This is a genomic window from Tritonibacter litoralis (assembly GCF_009496005.1).
Lineage (GTDB): Bacteria > Pseudomonadota > Alphaproteobacteria > Rhodobacterales > Rhodobacteraceae > Epibacterium > Epibacterium litoralis.
Genome location: NZ_WIBF01000043.1, coordinates 1 through 1,320 on the forward strand (window position 1 = coordinate 1; position 1,320 = coordinate 1,320).

General features: G+C 53.6%; 1 protein-coding gene and 1 other annotated feature. The gene reads right to left on the reverse strand.

The annotated features are described in order from the left end of the window. Window positions 1-42: 42 nt before the first annotated feature. Window positions 43-1,271 (reverse strand): IS3 family transposase gene (locus GFB49_RS20890; protein WP_425505256.1). Its coding sequence is split into 2 segments (ribosomal slippage): window positions 43-977 and window positions 977-1,271, totalling 1,230 coding nucleotides; the frame shifts between segments, so codons are not numbered across the junction. Continuing rightward, window positions 868-984, reverse strand: a sequence feature (AL1L pseudoknot). It overlaps the preceding gene by 117 nt. Window positions 1,272-1,320: the final 49 nt, after the last annotated feature.

Genomic DNA, 1,320 nt, shown 5'->3' on the forward strand with positions numbered 1-1,320 from the left:
CTGAACCGCCCCGGTTTTACCGGAGACTGTTAAGCTCGTATTTCAAGCTGCAATGTCGTCTGTTTTCAAGCCTTGATAGTATGCGTCCTCCGCTTCTTGGGGTGTAATGTATCCCAGTGGCTCCAGGAGCCGTTTGGTGTTGAACCAATCGACCCACTTAAGGGTTTCCCATTCAACCTGATCTTTGGACTTCCACGGCCCCAGTCGGTTGATAACTTCTGTCTTGAACAAACCGATCATCGTTTCGGCAAGTGCGTTATCATATGAGTCACCGACACTGCCGACAGATGGTTCCAGCCCGGCATCGACCAGCCGCTCGGTGTACTTGATTGATACGTATTGAGATCCCCGATCAGAATGATGGACCAAGTTCTCGGAGGGCCTGCGCGCATGAAGTGCCTGTTCCAAAGCGTCCAGCACGAACTGGGTGTCTTGGCTCGTTGATGCCTTCCATCCAACAATCCGGTTGGCGAAGGTATCGATGACAAAGGCGACATAGACAAAGCCGCGCCAGGTCGACACGAAAGTAAAGTCAGACACCCAAAGCTGGTTGGGTTGGGAGGCACGGAACTGCCTGTTCACCTTGTCCAAAGGGCAGAGTTCAGCAGGCTGCCCATGGGTGGTTTTGACCTTCTTGCCCCTTCTGACGCCTTCAATGCCGATGTCACGCATTAACCTTTCGACTGTGCAGCGTGCGATATCAAACTTCTCTCGTTTCATTGCATGCCAAAGCTTACGTGCACCATAGACCGACCGGTTTTCCTGCCAAATGCGCAACACCTCAGGGCGCAATTCATCGTCACGTTTGGCACGATCTGACGCGCGCGCTGGATCACGCGCAATGACCTGATGTTCATAGAAAGTCGAAGGGGCGATCTGCAGAACGCGGCACATCGGCTCAACCCCGTGTTGATCTCGGTGGTCCTGAATGAATGCGATCATTTCCGGAACGGGCGGTCGAGCTCCGCCTGAGCAAAATAAGCAGATGCCTTTTTCAATATCTCGTTCGCCTGACGCAACTGCCGGTTCTCACGTTCAAGCTCTTTGATCCGATCCCGCTCTGCCGTGGTCATCCCCCCACGTAGACCGCTGTCAGTCTCATGCTGCTTTATCCAGATGCGTAAGCTGTCCCGGCTGCACCCAACCTTCTGTGCAACCGATGAAATAGCGGCTGACCTGCTTCGATATTCGCTCTCGTGATCTAAGACCATCCGCACAGCGCGCGCACGCAGTTCGTCCGGATATCTCTTCCCAAAATTCTTCTTTTCCATAACCCAGTATCCTTACTTCTGGGTCTCCGGCAAACAAGGGGCGGTTCAC